Origin of the sequence: Kitasatospora sp. NPDC087271, from assembly GCF_044744605.1 — a bacterium.
GTDB lineage: Bacteria > Actinomycetota > Actinomycetes > Streptomycetales > Streptomycetaceae > Kitasatospora.
On record NZ_JBIUYQ010000008.1, the window covers coordinates 159,124 to 175,358 of the forward strand.

The window sequence follows — 16,235 nt, forward strand, 5'->3', positions numbered from 1 at the left end:
CCGGGCGCGTCGGCTTGGGACAATCGTCCGCATGGGACACGTCGAGATTTCGCACCTTGAGTACTACCTGCCGGACGGGCGGGTGCTGTTCGACGACGCGTCCTTCCGGGTCGGCGAGGGCGCCGCGGTCGCCCTGGTCGGCGCCAACGGGGCCGGCAAGACCACCCTGCTGCGGATGATCGCGGGGGACCTCCAGCCGCACGGCGGCACGGTGACGATCAGCGGCGGGCTCGGCGTGATGCGCCAGTTCGTCGGCACCACCGGCCGCGAGGACGAGCGGGCCACCCCCGGCGCGCTGGCGCCGGACGCCTCGGTCCGCGACCTGCTGGTGTCCGTCGCCCCCGAGCGGATCGCCGTCGCCGCCCGCGCGGTGGACGCCGCCGAGCTGGCGATGATCGCCCAGGACGACGAGAAGACCCAGATGGCCTACGCCCAGGCGCTCTCCGACTGGGCCGACGTCGGCGGCTACGACTACGAGACCGACTGGGACGTCTGCACCATGGCGGCCCTCGGAATGCCCTTCGACAAGGCCCAGTGGCGCGGCCTGAACACCCTCTCGGGCGGTGAGCAGAAGCGGCTCGTCCTGGAGGCGCTGCTGCGCGGCCCCGAAGAGGTGCTGCTGCTCGACGAGCCCGACAACTACCTGGACGTCCCGGGCAAGCGCTGGCTGGAGGAGGCCCTCAAGGCCACCTCGAAGACCGTCCTGTTCATCTCGCACGACCGCGAGCTGCTCTCCGAGGCCGCCGACAAGATCATCGCCGTCGAGTCCGGCGCGGCCGGGAGCAGCGTCTGGGTGCACGGCGGCGGGTTCGACAGCTTCCACGAGGCCCGCAAGGACCGCTTCGCGCGCTTCGAGGAGCTGGGCCGGCGCTGGGACGAGGAACACGCCAAGCTCAAGAAGCTGGTCGTCACCCTGCGCCAGGCGGCCTCCGTCAGCCACGCGCTCGCCACCCGCTACGCCGCCGCCCAGACCCGGCTGAAGAAGTTCGAGGAGGCCGGCCGCCCGGAGGAGCCCCCGCGCGAGCAGAGCATCACCATGCGGCTCAAGGGCGGGCGTACCGGCGTGCGCTCCTTCACCGTGGAGCAACTGGAGCTCACCGGTCTGATGAAGCCCTTCGACCTGGAGGTGTTCTACGGCGAGCGGGTCGCCGTGCTCGGCTCCAACGGCTCCGGCAAGTCGCACTTCCTGCGGCTGCTGGCGGGCGACGAGAGCGTCGCGCACACCGGCACCTGGAAGCTCGGCGCCAGGGTCGTCCCCGGCCACTTCCGGCAGACCCACGCCCACCCGGAGCTGTTCGGCCGGACGGTGCGCTCGATCGTCGAGGAGGAGCACGCGCTCAGCCGCAGCGCCGCGATGGGCGCGCTGCGCCGCTACGAGCTGGACCGGCAGGAGGAGCAGAAGTTCGAGTCGCTGTCCGGTGGGCAGCAGGCCCGGCTGATGATCCTCAAGCTCGAACTCTCCGGCGTGACGGCCCTGTTGCTCGACGAGCCGACCGACAACCTGGACCTGGACAGCGCCGAGGCGCTGCAGGCCGGGCTGGAGGCCTTCGACGGCACCGTGCTGTGCGTCACCCACGACCGCTGGTTCGCCAGGACCTTCGACCGCTACCTGGTGTTCGGCGCCGACGGCCGGGTCTACGAGTCGCCCGAGCCGGTCTGGGACGTCAGCCGGGTGGAGCGCGAACGCTGAGTGACGGCGGGGGTGGGGGGAAGCCGATTTTTGACCCCCACCCGTGCGCCCGGTAACCTGGACGCTTGATGTGCGTATTGGCTCGCTCTATCTCACGTGAGAGGTCGGTACGCCGGAGACATCAGGTTCGACGACCAGCGGTCCCCCTTGAATTGCGTCCAAGGTTGGCCAGGCTGCTCTTCCGTCCCAGGTGCTCCTGTCAGGACTCACTCACTGAAAAGCGAAGGCTACGACCGTGCGTACGTACAGCCCCAAGCCCGGCGACGTCCAGCGTCAGTGGCACGTCATCGACGCGACCGACGTCGTGCTCGGCCGTCTGGCTTCCCAGGCCGCCAACCTCCTCCGGGGTAAGCACAAGGCGATCTACGCGCCGCACGTTGACACTGGTGACTTCGTCATCATCATCAACGCCGACAAGGTGCACCTGTCCGGTAACAAGAAGACCCAGAAGCTGGCCTACCGCCACTCTGGCTTCCCGGGCGGTCTGCGGTCGGTGCGCTACGACGACCTGCTGGCGAACAACCCGGAGAAGGCCGTCGAGAAGGCCATCAAGGGCATGATCCCCAAGAACAGCCTGGGCCGCCAGATGCTCTCGAAGCTGAAGGTCTACTCGGGCGACCAGCACCCGCACGCTGCCCAGCAGCCGGTGCCGTTCGAGATCACCCAGGTCGCGCAGTAATTCGGCCACCAAGCCCCCCAACACTGAAAAGAGCTGAGGAACACCGTGGCCGAGACCACTGAAACCCTTGAGGTCGACTTCGACGAGGCCGTTGAGGCCGTCGAGGGCGAGTACACCTCCGAGGAGAGCTACACCTCCGAGTCGCTGGCCGGCCGCTTCGGCGAGGCCATCCCGGGCGCCGGCCTCGGCCGTCGCAAGGAGGCGATCGCCCGCGTGCGCATCGTCCCCGGCACCGGCCAGTGGAAGATCAACGGTCGCACCCTGGAGAACTACTTCCCCAACAAGGTGCACCAGCAGACCGTGAACGAGCCCTTCAAGCTCCTCGAGCTTGACGGCCGTTACGACGTCGTCGCCCGCATCACCGGTGGCGGCGTCTCCGGCCAGGCCTACGCGCTGCGCCTCGGCGTGGCCCGTGCCCTGAACGAGGCCGACGTGGACAACAACCGCGGCGCGCTGAAGAAGGCCGGCTTCCTGACCCGTGACGCCCGCGCCGTCGAGCGCAAGAAGGCCGGTCTCAAGAAGGCCCGCAAGGCGCCGCAGTACAGCAAGCGCTAATCGCGTCCCTGGGGGTGCGGTCCGCCCTGGCGGCGCACCCCCTGGTTGCGCGAACCGTCGCCCCGGAGTACCACGTGTACTCCGGGGCGACGTGTTCCCCGGCTATCGTGCGGCGGCCGGGTGCCATCGGTTGGGTTCCGAGCAGTGGTGATGGAGGACGGGACAGTGGGACGACTCTTCGGTACGGACGGCGTGCGCGGGGTGGCCAACGAGGGCCTGACGGCCGAGCTCGCGCTCGGGCTGTCGGTCGCGGCGGCCCATGTGCTCGGCGAGGCCGGCGCCTTCGAGGGCCACCGGCCGGTCGCGGTGGTCGGCCGGGACCCGCGAGCCTCGGGCGAGTTCCTGGAGGCCGCTGTCATCGCCGGCCTGGCGAGCGCCGGCGTCGACGTGCTCCGGGTCGGCGTGCTGCCGACCCCGGCCGTGGCCTATCTCACCGGCGCGCTCGGCGCCGACTTCGGCGTGATGCTCTCCGCCAGCCACAACGCGATGCCCGACAACGGCATCAAGTTCCTCGCCCGCGGCGGCCACAAGCTGGACGACCGCATCGAGGACGCGATCGAGGCCCACTACCGCACGCACACGCTCGGCAGCGAGGACTGGAACCGCCCGACCGGCGCCGCCGTCGGCCGGGTGCGCGAGTACACCGAGGGCTTCGACAAGTACGTCGCCCACCTGATCGGCGTGCTGCCCAACCGCCTCGACGGCATCAAGGTCGTCATCGACGGCGCCCACGGCGCCGCCGCCTACGTCGCCCCCGAGGCCTTCGCCCGGGCCGGCGCCGAGGTCGTCCACACCCTGGGGGCGGAGCCCACCGGCCTCAACATCAACGACGGCGTCGGCTCCACCCACCTGGACCGGCTGCGGGCCGCCATGACGGAGTACCGCGCCGACCTCGGCATCGCCCTCGACGGCGACGCCGACCGCTGCCTGGCCGCCGACGCGGACGGCAACGAGGTGGACGGCGACCAGATCATCGCCATCCTGGCCGTCGCCATGAAGGACGCCGGCACCCTGCGCCGCAACACCGCGGTGGCCACCGTGATGTCCAACCTCGGCTTCAAGCTGGCGATGGAGCGCGAGGGCGTCGACCTGGTGGAGACCGCCGTCGGCGACCGCTACGTGCTGGAGGCGATGAAGGAGCACGGCTTCGCGCTGGGCGGCGAGCAGTCCGGCCACGTCATCCTGCTCGACCACGCCACCACCGGCGACGGCACCCTGACCGGCCTCATGCTGGGCGCCCGGCTGGCCGCCACCAAGCAGCCGCTGGCCGACCTGGCCGCCGTGATGACCCGTCTGCCGCAGCAGCTGATCAACGTCAAGGGCGTCGACAAGAGCCGGGTCCACACCAGCGTCGAGCTGGCCGCCGCGGTCGCCGAGGCCGAGGCCGAACTGGGCTCCACCGGCCGGGTGCTGCTGCGCTCGTCCGGCACCGAGCCGCTGGTCCGGGTCATGGTCGAGGCCGCCGACCCGGTGCAGGCCGAGTCCGTCGCGCAGCGGCTGGCCGAGGCCGTGCGGACGCACCTGGGCTGAGCGAGCCCGGCATGACGGAAGGGGCCCCGCCGCCGGCGGGGCCCCTTCCGTCGCATCGGTGTCAGAGCTTGCGCAGCAGCGCCCGGCGGACCTTGTGGTCCGCCCCCTTCTGGAGGATCAGGGTGGCCCGGCCGCGGGTCGGCAGCACGTTCTCCAGCAGGTTCGGCTTGTTGATGGTGCGCCAGACCTGCCGGCCGTACTCCATCGCCTCCTCCTCCGGCACCTCGGTGAAGCGGCGGAAGTAGGAGTTCGGGTCCTGGAAGGCGGTCTGCCGGAGCTTGCGGAAGCGGTCCAGGTACCAGTGCTCGATGTCGTCGGTGCGGGCGTCGACGTAGATCGAGAAGTCGAAGTAGTCGGCCACCGCCAGCCGGGTGCGCCCGTCGCTGCCGGGCAGGGCCGGCTGGAGCACGTTCAGGCCCTCGACGATCAGGATGTCCGGGCGCTCCACGGTGAGCCGCTCGCCCTGCACGATGTCGTACACCAGGTGCGAGTACACCGGCGCGGTGACGCGCTCCTTGCCCGCCTTCACGTCCGCGACGAAGCGCATCAGCGCCCGGCGGTCGTACGACTCCGGGAAGCCCTTGCGGGCCATCAGGCCGCGGCGGCGCAGCTCGGCGTTGGGCAGCAGGAAGCCGTCCGTGGTCACCAGCTCGACCCGCGGGTGCTCGGGCCAGCGGGCGAGCAGGGCCTGGAGCAGGCGGGCCGTCGTCGACTTGCCGACCGCGACCGAGCCGGCCACCCCGATGATGAACGGGGTGCGGGTGCGCTCGGTGTCCGGCGTGTCCAGGAAGGTGCCCAGCGTGCCGCGCAGCTCGTGCGTGGCGTGGATGTACAGGTTCAGCAGCCGGGACAGCGGCAGGTAGACGTCGCGGACCTCGTCCAGGTCGAGGGCGGTACCGAGGCCGCGTAGCCGTTCCACCTCCTCGGCGGTCAGCGGCAGCGGCGTACGCTCGCGCAGTGCGCTCCACTCGGCCCGACTGAGGTCCACGTAGGGGGACGGCGACGGGCCGGGCGTGGCGGCGCCCCGCGTACAGAGTTCGGTCAGCACATGCTCCATTGTGAGCCGTGGCGGCGTTCACCGTGGTTGTGGTGTCGGTCACGCACTGTTCGCGGGAATCGGGAAAAGGGCCCCAGAACCGCCCTTATGCTGGCACGCATGTGCGGAATTGTTGGATACGTGGGCGCGCAGTCCGCCCTCGACGTAGTAATCGCAGGCCTGCAGCGACTGGAGTACCGGGGCTACGACTCGGCCGGTGTCGCGGTGCAGGCGCAGGACTCCGACGGGCAGTGGAGTCTGGTCACCGACAAGCGGGCCGGCAAGCTCGCCAACCTGGAGAAGTCGCTCGCCGAGACCCCTCTGCCCGGCGGCACCACCGGCATCGGCCACACCCGCTGGGCCACCCACGGCGGCCCGACGGACGCCAACGCCCACCCCCACCTGGACGACCACCTCCGGGTGGCCGTGGTGCACAACGGCATCATCGAGAACTTCGCCCAGCTGCGGGCCGAGATCGCCGAGCGCGGCCACACCCTCCGCTCCGAGACCGACACCGAGGTCGTCGCGCACCTGCTCGGCGAGGCCTACGACGGCGACCTCGCGGAGGCCATGCGAGTGGTCTGCCGCCGCCTCGACGGCGCCTTCACCCTCGTTGCCGTGCACGCCGACGCGCCGGACGTGGTCGTCGGCGCCCGCCGCAACTCGCCGCTGGTGGTCGGGCGCGGCGAGGGCGAGAACTTCCTCGCCTCCGACGTCGCCGCGTTCATCGCGCACACCCGCGAGGCCGTCGAGCTGGGTCAGGACCAGGTCGTCGAGCTGCGCCGGGACGGCGTCACGGTGACCAACTTCGACGGCACCCCGGCCGACGTGCGCGAGTACCACGTCGACTGGGACGCCTCGGCCGCCGAGAAGGGCGGCTACGACTACTTCATGCTCAAGGAGATCGCCGAGCAGCCGAAGGCCGTCGCCGACACCCTCCTCGGCCGGATCGGCACCGACGGCCGGCTCATCCTCGACGAGCTGCGCATCTCCGACGCGGACCTGCGCTCGGTCGACAAGGTCGTCATCGTCGCCTGCGGCACCGCCTTCCACGCCGGCATGATCGCCAAGTACGCGATCGAGCACTGGACCCGCATCCCCTGCGAGGTCGAGGTCGCCTCCGAGTTCCGCTACCGCGACCCGATCATGGGCCCGGGCACGCTGGTCATCGCCATCTCCCAGTCCGGCGAGACCATGGACACCCTGATGGCCCTGCGGCACGCCCGGGAGCAGGGCGCCAAGGTGCTGGCGATCTGCAACACCAACGGCTCCACCATCCCGCGCGAGTCGGACGCGGTGCTGTACACCCACGCCGGCCCCGAGGTCGCCGTCGCCTCCACCAAGGCGTTCCTGACCCAGCTGGTCGCCTGCTACCTGGTCGCCCTCTACCTGGGCCAGGTGCGCGGCACCAAGTGGGGCGACGAGATCTTCGCCGTCATCAAGGAGCTCGGCGACGCGCCCAAGCAGGTCGAGCAGGTCCTGGAGACCATGGAGCCGGTGCGCGAGCTGGCCCGCTCGCTCGCCGACGCGCGCTCGGTGCTGTTCCTCGGCCGTCACGTCGGCTTCCCGGTGGCCCTGGAGGGCGCGCTCAAGCTCAAGGAGCTGGCGTACATGCACGCCGAGGGCTTCGCGGCGGGCGAGCTCAAGCACGGCCCGATCGCGCTGATCGAGGAGGGCCTGCCGGTCGTCGTGGTCGTCCCCTCGCCGCGCGGGCGGTCGATCCTGCACGACAAGATCGTCTCCAACATCCAGGAGATCCGGGCCCGTGGCGCCCGCACCATCGTGATCGCGGAGGAGGGCGACGAGGCGGTCGTCCCGTACGCGGACCACCTGATCCGCATCCCGGTCACCCCGACCCTGCTCCAGCCGCTGGTCTCCACCGTGCCGCTCCAGGTCTTCGCGTGCGAGCTGGCGACGGCCAAGGGCCACGAGGTCGACCAGCCTCGCAACCTGGCCAAGTCGGTCACCGTCGAGTAGTAGCGCTCACGGCGTCCCTGCGGTGGCTGTGCCCTACCGCAGGGGTGCCGTGTCGAGCGTGAAGGAGAAGGGGGCGGGCAGGTCGATCGGCTTGCCGAACTCGACCTGCGTGCGGGTGGTGTAGTCGTCGCCCTCGGGTTTGGTGAACAGCGTGACCATGCCCTCGCTGCGGTCGATCAGCAGGTAGCACGGGATGCCGGCGGCGGCGTAGCCGCGGCGCTTGGGTTCGCGGTCCTTGTGCGGGTTGGTCGAGGTGATCTCGAAGACCAGCAGGACTCCCGTGGCGGAGGCCCAGGAGTCGGCGTGCTCGAAATGGCCGACCGGGCTCAGGGTTCCGTCGGGGATGAACCGACCCTCGGGTGTGATCAGTCCCTTGTTGCCGGAGATGTCCAGCTCGATCTCGACCTTGCGCATGAACTGCCGGTTGAGTAGCGAGAACGCGGTTTCGTGGGCCCCGTCCGGTGGGGGCGTCACGACGATTTCCCCTTCGACGAGTTCTGCCTTGTAGCCGGGCGGGGTGTCCAACTCCAGGAACGCCTGGACGAGGTCGTCCCGGCCTCGCGGGCCCTCGACAGCTGGCATGGCGACCATGGCCCTTCTCCCTCCTGTGGGTCCGTGCCGAGCCACAAGGTAGGCGCGCGGACCGACACCGGTGGGGGATCGAAGTGGTTGTCACCCGAAAGTGTCCCGCAGCTCGGCCTGCCGTGGGGCGGTGGCGCGGGCTAGCGTCGGCGGTACGTCGACCGCTGAAGGAGCCCTCTCATGCGTCATGCCCATCGGGTGGAAGTCGTCCGGGCCGCCGAGGCCGCGCTGATGGCGCGGCTGCCGGAGGGGACGCTGATGCAGCGGGCGGCCGCCGGGCTGGCGGCGACCTGTGCCCGGCTGCTGGCGGGGCGCCGGGGGCGGGTGTACGGGAGTCGGGTGGTGGTGCTGGCCGGCAGCGGGGACAACGGGGGTGACGCCCTGTACGCCGGGGCGGCGCTGGCCCGGCGGGGCGGGCGGGTGACGGCGGTGCTGCTCGCGCCGGAGCGTGCGCACGCGGGCGGGCTGGCCGCGCTGCGGGCTTCCGGCGGGCGGGTGGTGCTGGATCAGGAAGTCGGCCTGGCCGACTTCTCGCGCGCCGACCTGGTGCTGGACGGCATCGTCGGCATCGGCGGCCGGGGCGGGCTGCGGGACGGGGCCCGGCCGTACGCGCGGGCCGGGCGGCGCGGGGTCGTGGTGGCCGTGGACCTGCCCAGCGGGGTCGACGCCGACACCGGCGAGGTGCCGGGCGAGGCGCTGCGCGCGGACGTCACGGTCTGCTTCGGCACGTACAAGCCGGGCCTGCTGGTCGACCCTGGCGCCTCCTACGCGGGCGCCGTCCAGCTGGTCGGGATCGGACTGGAGCCGCCCGCGCCGGAGGTGACGGCCCTGCAGCACGCGGACGTGGCGGCGCTGCTGCCGCTGCCGGGCGCCGAGAGCGACAAGTACCGGCGGGGCGTGGTCGGGGTGGCGGCCGGTTCGGCGACGTACCCGGGCGCGGCGCTGCTGGCGGTCGCCGGGGCGCTGCACGGCGGCGCGGGCGCCGTCCGGTACGTCGGCACGGCGGCCGAGGAGGTGGTGCGGCGCTTCCCGGAGGTGCTGGTCACCGAGGGCGGGCCGGCCGGGGCCGGGAGGGTGCAGGCCTGGGTGGTCGGGCCGGGCGGCGGCGAGGGGGCGCGGCAGGCGCTGGCCGAGGCACTGTCGAGCGACGTCCCGGTCCTGGTGGACGCGGACGGGCTGACCGAGCTGGCCCGGCTCGGCCCGGACGCGCTGGCCGGCCGGACGGCCCCCACCCTGCTCACCCCGCACACCGGCGAGGCCGCCCGGCTGCTCGCGGGCGCAGACGGCACCGCGCCGCCGCCCGCCGACTCGCTGGCCGCCGCCCGGCTGGCCACCGCCCGCCGGCTGGCGGCCGCCTACCGGGCGACGGTCCTGCTCAAGGGCTCCACCACGGTGATCGCCGACCCGGGCGGCGCCGTCCGGGTCAACCCGACCGGCACGTCCTGGCTGGCCACCGCCGGCAGCGGCGACGTCCTGGCCGGCCTGGCGGGCTCCCTGCTGGCGGCCGGCCTGTCGCCGCTGGACGCCGCGTCGGTGGGCGCCTACCTGCACGGCCTGGCGGGCCGCCACGCGGCGGGCGACCCGGGTGCGCCGGTGACGGCGCCCGCGGTGGCGCAGGCGCTGCCCGCGGTGTGGCGGGCGGTGCGGGAGGCGTAGCCGGGGGCGTCGGTCGAGGGCGGGCGGGCGGTGCGGGAGGCGTAGGCCCGGGGCGGCGGGGCGGGCGGTGCGGAACCGATCGGTCCTCCGTGGGCGTCCGGAACAGGGTGACGAGCGGTGCACCGCAGGTCGGCGCGGTGCCGGGGGCCCTGGCACCGGCCGCCGCACGGACGGGCCGTTCGGCGAGGACTCCGGGATGTCTGGGAGACTGACCCTGATGACAACTGCGAACACGACCGGCACGGCCACTCTGACCGACGGCGTACGGGCCGAGGCGACCATCGATCTGGCCGCCCTGCGCGGCAACCTCGCCGCGCTGCGCGAGCGCGTCGGCAGCTCGGCGGTGATGCTCGCGGTCAAGGCGGACGCCTACGGCCACGGCGCCGTCGAGTGCGCCCGCGAGGCGGTCGCGAACGGGGTCGGCTGGCTCGGCTGCGCGACGCCCGAGGAGGCGCTGGCACTGCGGGCCGCGGGCATCCGCCCGGAGCAGGCCCGCGTCCTGTGCTGGCTGTGGACGCCGGGCGGGCCGTGGCGGGAGGCGCTGCGCGCGGACATCGACATCTCGGTGAGCGGCCAGTGGGCGCTGGACGAGCTGCTGCCGGCCGTCCGGGAGACCGGTATCCCGGCCCGGGTGCACCTGAAGGCGGACACCGGTCTGGGCCGCAACGGCTGCCAGCCGCACGACTGGCCGCACCTGGTGGCCGCCGCCCGCCGCGCCGAGGCGGAGGGGCTGCTGACCGTGGTCGGCGTCTGGTCGCACTTCGCCGCCGCCGACGAGCCGGGCCACCCGTCGATCCAGGCCCAGCTGGACTCCTTCCACGCGGCGCTGGCCCGGGCCGAGGCCGCCGGGCTGCGCCCAGAGGTGCGGCACCTGGCGAACTCGCCGGCCACCCTGCTGCTCCCGCAGTCGCACTTCGACCTGGTCCGCACCGGCCTGGCCGCGTACGGGCTGTCGCCGGTGCCGGAGGTCGGGTCGTCGGCCGACTTCGGGTTGCGCCCGGTGATGGCGCTGACCGCGCGGCTGGCGCTGGTCAAGCACGTTCCGGGCGGGCACGGGGTCAGCTACGGCCACCACTACGTGACGCCGGGCCCGACCACGCTGGGCCTGGTCCCGGTCGGCTACGGCGACGGCATCCCGCGGCACGCCAGCGGCACCGGCCCGGTGCAGATCGGCGGCAAGTGGCGCACGATCGCCGGCCGGGTGGCGATGGACCAGTTCGTCGTGGACCTCGGCGGGGAAACCCCCGCGATCGGCGACGAGGTGCTGCTGTTCGGCAACGGCGAGCAGGGCGAGCCGACCGCCGAGGACTGGGGCCGGGCCTGCGGCACCATCTCGTACGAGATCGTGACCCGGATCGGCGCCCGGGTCCCGCGCCGCTACCTGGGCGGCAGCCGCACCGAGGGCCCGGGCGCATGACGGAGGGACCGGCCGAGAGCGGCCCGGTCGCGGCGGTGGCCAAGGCGGCCGGCGCGGCCTCCGGGGTGAGCCGGGCCGGTGTGATCGGGATCTCGGTCGGCGTGCTGGCGGCCGGGGCGGCCGCCGGGGTGGCGATCGAGCGGCTGACCGTCGGCCGGGCGACCCGCCGCCGGGCCCGGGCCGAGCTGGACGCCGAAGCCCCGTACGGCTCGCTGCGCGGGCGCCCGCGGACGGTGGCCGCGCCGGACGGCACCGAGCTGTACGTCGAGCTGGACGGCACCGGCCCCGAGCCGGACGGCGACACCTCCGGCCCCGAGCCGCTGACCGTGGTGTTCTGCCACGGCTACTGCCTCAACCAGGACAGCTGGCACTTCCAGCGGGCCGCGCTGCGCGAGGGACTGCGGCTGGTCCTCTGGGACCAGCGCAGCCACGGCCGCTCCGAGCGCTCCCGCTCCTACCTGGCCGGCGAGCCGGCCAGCATCGACCAGCTGGGCGGCGACCTCAAGGCGGTGATCGACGCCGTCGCGCCGACCGGGCCGCTGGTGCTGGTGGGCCACTCGATGGGCGGCATGACGGTGATGGCGCTGGCCGACCAGTACCCGGAGCTGTTCCGGGAGAGGGTCGCCGGGGTGGCGCTGATCGGCACGCTGGCGGGGGACTGGAACGAGGTCAGCCTCGGGCTGCCGTCGGCCGGCGCGAAGCTGTTCAAGAAGGTCGCGCCCGGGATGATGCGGCTGCTGGGCCGACAGGTCGAGCTGGTGGAGGCGAGCCGGCGGCTCGGCGCGGACGTCGCCGCCGTCTTCTACCGGAGGTTCTCCTTCGGCGGCCGGGACGTCGACCCGGGCGTGGTGCGGTTCGCCGAGCAACTGCTGGACGCCACCCCGATCGACGTGGTCGCCGAGTTCTACCCGGTGTTCGGCACGCACGAGAAGTACGCGGCGCTCGCCGCCCTGAGCGGCCTGCCGACGCTGGTGCTGGCCGGTACGAAGGACCTGCTGACGCCGTCGGCGCACAGCGAGGCGATGGTCGCGCGGCTGCCCGGCGCGGAGCTGGTCCTGGTGGAGGGCGCCGGGCACCTGGTGATGCTGGAGCGCCCGGAGCTGGTCGACCACGAGCTGGTGGCGCTGCTGCGCCGGGCCGCCGACTTCGCCGCCGCCGCGCCGCCCCCGGCGGCCCTGGACGGCTCCTGACCCCTTCCCGGCGCGCGCCGGGCCGGCGATGTGGCACGGTAGCGGTGGCGGCCGGCGGTCGGCACGCCGGTACGGACCGAAGGGCAAGACACGCGCATGGGCTCGCACGCCACTCTCACCGTCCCCACCCCGGAGCGGATGGGCCGGCTCGGCCGGGAGCTGGCCGCGCTGCTGCGGCCCGGGGACCTGGTGCTGCTCTCCGGTGAACTGGGAGCGGGGAAGACCACGCTGACCCGGGGCCTGGGGGAGGGGCTGGGGGTCCGCGGGGCGGTGACCTCGCCGACCTTCGTGATCGCCCGGGTGCACCCGTCGCTGGTCGGCGGCCCGGCGCTGGTGCACGTGGACGCGTACCGGCTCGGCGGGGACCTGGACGAGATGGAGGACCTCGACCTGGACGTCTCGCTGCCGGAGTCGGTGGTCGTGGTCGAGTGGGGCGAGGGCAAGGTCGAGCGGCTGTCCGAGGACCGGCTGGAGGTGCGGATCGAGCGGGCCCTCGGCGACACCGCCGCCGAGGACGACCTGGACCCGCGCCGGGTGGTGCTGACCGGCCTCGGTCCGCGCTGGGCGGGCGTCGCGCTGGAGGCGCTCGGCTGAGGCCCGCACGCGGGTGTGCGCCGTTTTGCCGACGGGCTGTCGGGAAGTGTTGCGGGCGGGGTGCCGGGCGTGGTGGGATGGGTGCTGCGGTTAGGTCTGCCTAACTAGGGAGGCGCCATGTCGAGCACCACCCCCGCCCCGAAGCGCGCCGGGCACGGCGCCGGGGCCGGAGAGTCCGCCCGCCGCGTCCAGGGGGCGCCGATGCGGGCGCTGCTGGCCGCCTGTGCGGCCGCCGAGGCGGTGTCCTCCCCGCCCGAGCCGGAGCCCCGGCGGACCGAGGAGCCGGAGACGGGCACACCCCGCGCGGCCTGACTCACCTGGGCCGAGCTCAGGCGACCACGACCACCTTGGTGCCGTTCGGCGCGAAGTCCCAGAGCAGCTGGCCGTCCGGGCGGCCGCTGCGGATGCCGCCGGTCTTGGCGTTCGGCTCGGCGGTCGGGGGCGCGCCGTCCACGGCGGCGCTGAAGCCGAACACCACGCCGTTCTGCTGCGCGAAGCGCACCACGTGCTCGATCTGCTTGCCGTCCGTCCCGGTGGTCGTCGGGGTGCGGCTGTAGACCGAGTAGCTGCCCGGAGCCGGCTCGACCGAGCCCGGGGTGACCGGGAAGCCGGGTGCGACCTGCGGGTTCTTCTTCGGGTCGACCAGCCAGACGTAGTGGCTGCTGATCGAGTAGACCACCCTGGTGCCGCTGCCCGAGATGGTCGGCAGCGGCGGGGCCGTCGGGGTGGCCGAGGCGCTCGGCGTCGGGGAGGCGGCCGGCCCGCCGGACGTCGTGGTGCTGGCGGTCGGCTTGGCGCCGGCCGCCCGGTCCTGAGCACCGTTGGCCTGGAAGGCCAGCAGGCTCACCACCGCCAGGGCCCCCAGGGTCAGCCCCGTGACCACCACGCCAGGACCCATCTTCGCCACGTGCCGCTCCCGCCGCCGTCCCTTTACGTACCGCCCCATCGTGCCAGGTCCGTCCAGCCGGGGCGCGGCGCCCCGGATGTGTGTTCCCGGGCGGCACACCCGGTCGATCAGCCGGTCGGACCAACGTCGGTCTAACCTTGACCCGTGCTGCTGCTCGCGTTCGACACCGCTACCCCCGCCGTCACCGCCGCCGTCCACGACGGCACGGCCGTCCTCGCCGAGACCCACCAGGTCGACGCCCGGCGCCACGGCGAACTGCTCCTGCCCGCGATCGACCAGGTCCTGCGGGCGGCCGGCGTCGACAAGCACCGGCTCACCGGCATCGCGGTGGGCGTCGGCCCGGGCCCGTACACCGGCCTGCGGGTCGGCCTGGTGACCGCCGCCGCGCTCGGACACGCCCTCGGGCTGCCGGTGCACGGCGTCTGCACCCTGGACGCGATCGCCCACCAGGCCCGCGCCGAGGGCCTGGCCGGGCAGCCGTTCACGGTGGCCACCGACGCGCGCCGCAAGGAGGTCTACTGGGCCTCCTACGACGCCGACGGCCGCCGTACCGAGGGCCCCGGCGTGGACCGCCCCGCCGAGCTGGCCCCGCGCCCGCGGTCGGTCGGCGCCGGCGCGCTGCTCTACCCCGAGACCTTCCCCGGCGCGCACGGCCCCGAGCACGTGTCGGCCGGCGCCCTGGCGGCCTTCGCCGCCGCCGAGCTGGCGGCCGGCCGCGAGCTGCTGCCGAACGTCCCGCTGTACCTGCGCCGCCCGGACGCCCAGGTGCCGGCCGCCTTCAAGAACGTTCTAGGGGGCAAGGCGGTGCTCCCGGCGTGAAACACGGCACCACCCTGCGCCCGATGCGCTGGTGGGACATCGCGCCGGTGATGGAGCTGGAGCTGCGACTCTTCCCCGAGGACGCCTGGTCCACCGGGATGTACTGGTCCGAGCTGGCCGAGACCCACCCCGGCGGCACCCGCCACTACACCGTCGCCACCAACGCGGACGGCGCCGTCGTCGGCTACGCCGGGCTGATGGCGATCGCCGGCGAGGGCGACGTCCAGACCATCGCCGTCGACCAGCGCCACCAGGGCGCCGGCCTCGGCGCGGCGCTGCTCACCGACCTGATCCGGGAGGCCGCCCGCCGCGGCTGCGCCGAACTGCTGCTGGAGGTGCGGGTGGACAACCCGCGCGCCCAGCAGCTGTACGAGCGCTTCGGCTTCCAACCGGTGGGCATCCGGCGCGGCTACTACCAGCCCGCCAACGTCGACGCGCTGGTGATGCGCCTCGACCACCCCAGCACTGACCCGAAGGACCTTAAGGACACCCGCCATGGCTGACGAACCGCTCGTCCTCGGCATCGAGACCTCCTGCGACGAGACCGGCGTCGGCATCGTGCGCGGCACCACGCTGCTGGCCGACGCGGTCGCCTCCAGCGTCAACGACCACGCCCGCTTCGGCGGCGTCGTCCCGGAGATCGCCAGCCGCGCCCACCTGGAGGCGATGGTCCCGACCATCCAGCGCGCCCTGGACACCGCCGGCGTCAAGGCGAGCGACCTGGACGGCATCGCGGTCACCGCAGGCCCCGGCCTGGCCGGGGCGCTGCTGGTCGGTGTCAGCGCCGCCAAGGCGTACGCCTGGGCGCTGGACAAGCCGCTGTACGGGGTCAACCACCTCGCCTCGCACATCTGCGTCGACCAGCTGGAGCACGGCCGGCTGCCGTCGCCGACGATGGCGCTGCTGGTCTCCGGCGGGCACTCCTCGCTGCTGCTCAGCGAGGACATCACCAGCGACGTCCGCCCGCTCGGCGCGACCATCGACGACGCGGCCGGCGAGGCCTTCGACAAGGTCGCCCGGGTGCTCGGCCTGGGCTTCCCGGGCGGCCCGGTGGTCGACCGCACCGCCCGGGAGGGCGACCCCAAGGCGATCGCCTTCCCGCGCGGCCTGAGCGGCCGCAACGACCCCGCGTACGACTTCTCCTTCTCCGGCCTGAAGACCGCCGTCGCCCGCTGGGTGGAGGCCAAGCGCCGGGCCGGCGAGGAGGTGCCGATCGCCGACGTGGCGGCGTCCTTCCAGGAGGCCGTCACCGACGTGCTCACCCGCAAGGCCGTCAAGGCGTGCCGGGACAACGGCGTCGACCACCTGATGATCGGCGGCGGGGTGGCCGCCAACTCGCGGCTGCGCGAGATGGCCCAGCAGCGCTGCGACCGGGCCGGCATCCGGCTGCGGGTGCCCCGGCCGGGCCTGTGCACCGACAACGGCGCGATGGTGGCCGCGCTGGGCTCCGAGATGGTGTGGCGCGACCGCACGCCGTCCGCGCTCGACCTGTCCGCCGACTCCTCGCTGCCGGTGACCGAGGCGCACGTGCCGGCCGCGGACGTCCGGCACGGCGACGTCCACGGCCAGGCGTACCAGGCCCTCACCGGCGGCGCCGAGTGAC

16 protein-coding genes are annotated in these 16,235 nt (G+C 73.6%); 13 read left to right on the forward strand and 3 right to left on the reverse strand.

The window, feature by feature from the left end; all coding sequences use genetic code 11:
- Positions 1-31 precede the first annotated feature (31 nt).
- The 4 genes from ACIO9K_RS16360 (at position 32) to glmM (ending at position 4,454) form a co-directional block, all read left to right on the forward strand.
- Positions 32-1,690, forward strand: a complete 1,659-nt coding sequence (locus ACIO9K_RS16360; protein ID WP_363617995.1) for an ATP-binding cassette domain-containing protein — start codon at positions 32-34, stop codon at positions 1,688-1,690.
- Positions 1,691-1,925: 235 nt separating this feature from the next.
- Positions 1,926-2,369 (forward strand): 50S ribosomal protein L13, encoded by a 444-nt coding sequence (gene rplM, locus ACIO9K_RS16365; RefSeq protein ID WP_030055846.1) that lies wholly within the window; start codon positions 1,926-1,928, stop codon positions 2,367-2,369.
- Positions 2,370-2,414: 45 nt separating this feature from the next.
- Positions 2,415-2,924: a 30S ribosomal protein S9 gene (rpsI, locus tag ACIO9K_RS16370; protein ID WP_363580124.1), complete on the forward strand. Its 510-nt coding sequence runs from the start codon at positions 2,415-2,417 to the stop codon at positions 2,922-2,924.
- A 165-nt stretch (positions 2,925-3,089) separates the two neighbouring features.
- Positions 3,090-4,454: a phosphoglucosamine mutase gene (gene glmM, locus ACIO9K_RS16375; RefSeq protein WP_363580126.1), complete on the forward strand. Its 1,365-nt coding sequence runs from the start codon at positions 3,090-3,092 to the stop codon at positions 4,452-4,454.
- Between the two features lie 61 nt (positions 4,455-4,515).
- Here the strand turns inward: glmM and coaA are convergent, their stop codons facing one another.
- The gene (coaA, locus tag ACIO9K_RS16380) at positions 4,516-5,511 is read right to left on the reverse strand and encodes a type I pantothenate kinase (RefSeq protein WP_063348983.1); all 996 of its coding nucleotides are present in this window, start codon (positions 5,509-5,511) and stop codon (positions 4,516-4,518) included.
- Between the two features lie 99 nt (positions 5,512-5,610).
- Here coaA and glmS point away from each other — a divergent pair, with 99 nt between their 5' ends.
- Positions 5,611-7,467: a glutamine--fructose-6-phosphate transaminase (isomerizing) gene (gene glmS, locus ACIO9K_RS16385; RefSeq protein WP_363580128.1), complete on the forward strand. Its 1,857-nt coding sequence runs from the start codon at positions 5,611-5,613 to the stop codon at positions 7,465-7,467.
- Between the two features lie 33 nt (positions 7,468-7,500).
- On the opposite strand, the gene ACIO9K_RS16390 is transcribed toward glmS, so the two are convergent.
- Positions 7,501-8,058 (reverse strand): Uma2 family endonuclease, encoded by a 558-nt coding sequence (locus ACIO9K_RS16390; RefSeq protein ID WP_363617997.1) that lies wholly within the window; start codon positions 8,056-8,058, stop codon positions 7,501-7,503.
- A gap of 171 nt (positions 8,059-8,229) precedes the next feature.
- On the opposite strand from ACIO9K_RS16390, the gene ACIO9K_RS16395 reads away from it, so the two are divergent.
- The 5 genes from ACIO9K_RS16395 (at position 8,230) to ACIO9K_RS16415 (ending at position 13,218) form a co-directional block, all read left to right on the forward strand.
- Positions 8,230-9,705, forward strand: a complete 1,476-nt coding sequence (locus tag ACIO9K_RS16395) for an NAD(P)H-hydrate dehydratase (RefSeq protein WP_400330320.1) — start codon at positions 8,230-8,232, stop codon at positions 9,703-9,705.
- A 217-nt stretch (positions 9,706-9,922) separates the two neighbouring features.
- The gene (gene alr, locus ACIO9K_RS16400; RefSeq protein ID WP_400330323.1) at positions 9,923-11,122 is read left to right on the forward strand and encodes an alanine racemase; all 1,200 of its coding nucleotides are present in this window, start codon (positions 9,923-9,925) and stop codon (positions 11,120-11,122) included.
- Complete coding sequence (locus ACIO9K_RS16405; RefSeq protein ID WP_400330326.1) at positions 11,119-12,312, forward strand: alpha/beta fold hydrolase; 1,194 nt, start codon at positions 11,119-11,121, stop codon at positions 12,310-12,312. Before alr ends, ACIO9K_RS16405 begins: the two co-directional genes overlap by 4 nt.
- Positions 12,313-12,408: 96 nt before the next feature.
- Positions 12,409-12,906, forward strand: coding sequence for a tRNA (adenosine(37)-N6)-threonylcarbamoyltransferase complex ATPase subunit type 1 TsaE (gene tsaE / locus ACIO9K_RS16410; RefSeq protein WP_363618003.1), 498 nt, complete (start codon positions 12,409-12,411; stop codon positions 12,904-12,906).
- 117 nt (positions 12,907-13,023) lie between these two features.
- Entirely contained in the window at positions 13,024-13,218 is a 195-nt protein-coding gene (locus tag ACIO9K_RS16415) for a hypothetical protein (protein WP_400330329.1), read from the forward strand.
- Positions 13,219-13,234: 16 nt separating this feature from the next.
- Here the strand turns inward: ACIO9K_RS16415 and ACIO9K_RS16420 are convergent, their stop codons facing one another.
- Positions 13,235-13,804 carry a hypothetical protein gene (locus ACIO9K_RS16420; protein WP_400330513.1) on the reverse strand — a complete coding sequence of 190 codons (570 nt, stop codon included), beginning with the start codon at positions 13,802-13,804 and terminating at the stop codon, positions 13,235-13,237.
- A gap of 153 nt (positions 13,805-13,957) precedes the next feature.
- Here ACIO9K_RS16420 and tsaB point away from each other — a divergent pair, with 153 nt between their 5' ends.
- Genes tsaB through tsaD form a run of 3 tightly spaced genes read left to right on the forward strand, consistent with a single transcriptional unit; the run spans position 13,958 to position 16,234 of the window.
- On the forward strand, positions 13,958-14,632 hold the full coding sequence (tsaB, locus tag ACIO9K_RS16425; protein ID WP_363618005.1) for a tRNA (adenosine(37)-N6)-threonylcarbamoyltransferase complex dimerization subunit type 1 TsaB: 675 nt from the start codon (positions 13,958-13,960) through the stop codon (positions 14,630-14,632).
- 23 nt (positions 14,633-14,655) lie between these two features.
- On the forward strand, positions 14,656-15,135 hold the full coding sequence (gene rimI / locus ACIO9K_RS16430) for a ribosomal protein S18-alanine N-acetyltransferase (RefSeq protein ID WP_363580297.1): 480 nt from the start codon (positions 14,656-14,658) through the stop codon (positions 15,133-15,135).
- Positions 15,128-16,234 carry a tRNA (adenosine(37)-N6)-threonylcarbamoyltransferase complex transferase subunit TsaD gene (gene tsaD / locus ACIO9K_RS16435; protein WP_350877149.1) on the forward strand — a complete coding sequence of 369 codons (1,107 nt, stop codon included), beginning with the start codon at positions 15,128-15,130 and terminating at the stop codon, positions 16,232-16,234. Before rimI ends, tsaD begins: the two co-directional genes overlap by 8 nt.
- The last annotated feature ends 1 nt before the right edge of the window (position 16,235 follow it).

Bases quoted from the DNA above. Each gene is read 5' to 3' on its own strand.
- alr (WP_400330323.1), top strand. From the start codon at position 9,923: ATGACAACTGCGAACACGACCGGCACGGCCACTCTGACCGACGGCGTA.
- rimI (WP_363580297.1), top strand. From the start codon at position 14,656: ATGCGCTGGTGGGACATCGCGCCGGTGATGGAGCTGGAGCTGCGACTC.
- glmS (WP_363580128.1), top strand. From the start codon at position 5,611: ATGTGCGGAATTGTTGGATACGTGGGCGCGCAGTCCGCCCTCGACGTA.
- ACIO9K_RS16415 (WP_400330329.1), top strand. From the start codon at position 13,024: ATGTCGAGCACCACCCCCGCCCCGAAGCGCGCCGGGCACGGCGCCGGG.
- ACIO9K_RS16405 (WP_400330326.1), top strand. From the start codon at position 11,119: ATGACGGAGGGACCGGCCGAGAGCGGCCCGGTCGCGGCGGTGGCCAAG.
- tsaE (WP_363618003.1), top strand. From the start codon at position 12,409: ATGGGCTCGCACGCCACTCTCACCGTCCCCACCCCGGAGCGGATGGGC.
- ACIO9K_RS16360 (WP_363617995.1), top strand. From the start codon at position 32: ATGGGACACGTCGAGATTTCGCACCTTGAGTACTACCTGCCGGACGGG.
- ACIO9K_RS16390 (WP_363617997.1), bottom strand. From the start codon at position 8,058: ATGGTCGCCATGCCAGCTGTCGAGGGCCCGCGAGGCCGGGACGACCTC.
- tsaD (WP_350877149.1), top strand. From the start codon at position 15,128: ATGGCTGACGAACCGCTCGTCCTCGGCATCGAGACCTCCTGCGACGAG.
- ACIO9K_RS16395 (WP_400330320.1), top strand. From the start codon at position 8,230: ATGCGTCATGCCCATCGGGTGGAAGTCGTCCGGGCCGCCGAGGCCGCG.
- coaA (WP_063348983.1), bottom strand. From the start codon at position 5,511: ATGGAGCATGTGCTGACCGAACTCTGTACGCGGGGCGCCGCCACGCCC.
- ACIO9K_RS16420 (WP_400330513.1), bottom strand. From the start codon at position 13,804: ATGGGTCCTGGCGTGGTGGTCACGGGGCTGACCCTGGGGGCCCTGGCG.